This is a genomic window from Azohydromonas sediminis (assembly GCF_003574675.1).
Classification (GTDB): domain Bacteria; phylum Pseudomonadota; class Gammaproteobacteria; order Burkholderiales; family Burkholderiaceae_C; genus Calidifontimicrobium; species Calidifontimicrobium sediminis.
Window position 1 is genome coordinate 1 of sequence record NZ_QOAZ01000120.1, and the last position, 540, is coordinate 540.

The window sequence follows — 540 nt, forward strand, 5'->3', positions numbered from 1 at the left end:
GCCCACGATGTAGCGCGCGAACACGTCGATGATGAAGGCGACGTACACGAAGCCCTGCCAGGTCGAGACGTAGGTGAAGTCCGCCACCCACAGCTGGTTCGGCCGCTGGGCTTTGAACTGCCGATTGACGCGGTCCAGCGGACACGGCGCCTTGGTATCGGGCACGGTGGTGCGCACCGCCTTGCCTCTGCGCACGCCTTGCAGCCCGCCAAGCCGCATCAGCCGCTCCACCGTGCAGCGCGCCACCGCCGTGCCCTCGCGCCTGAGCTGGCGCCACACCTTGTCGGCGCCGTAGACGCGCAGGTTCTGGTCGTACACGCGTTGCACCTGCGGCAGCAGGCTCGCATCACGCCGCGCGCGTGCCGGCAGCAACGCGGGGTTGCGCTGGCGCGCCGCGTGGCGCCGGTACGCCGACGGGGCAACCTGCAGCGCGCTGCAGATCGGCTCGACCCCGCAACGAGCGCGGTGCTCGTCGATGAAGGCGTTCACTTGCGGTGATGGCGGTCGAGCTCCGCCTGGGCGAAATATGCGCTGGCCAAC

General features: G+C 69.8%; 1 protein-coding gene and 1 other annotated feature. The gene reads right to left on the reverse strand.

Annotation, left to right across the window (positions count from 1 at the left end; genetic code table 11):
- Positions 1 to 540 (reverse strand): IS3 family transposase (locus DRV96_RS17910; protein WP_119293632.1); only part of this gene is annotated, 540 nt, incomplete at both ends.
- Positions 415 to 531: a sequence feature (AL1L pseudoknot), on the reverse strand. It overlaps the preceding gene by 117 nt.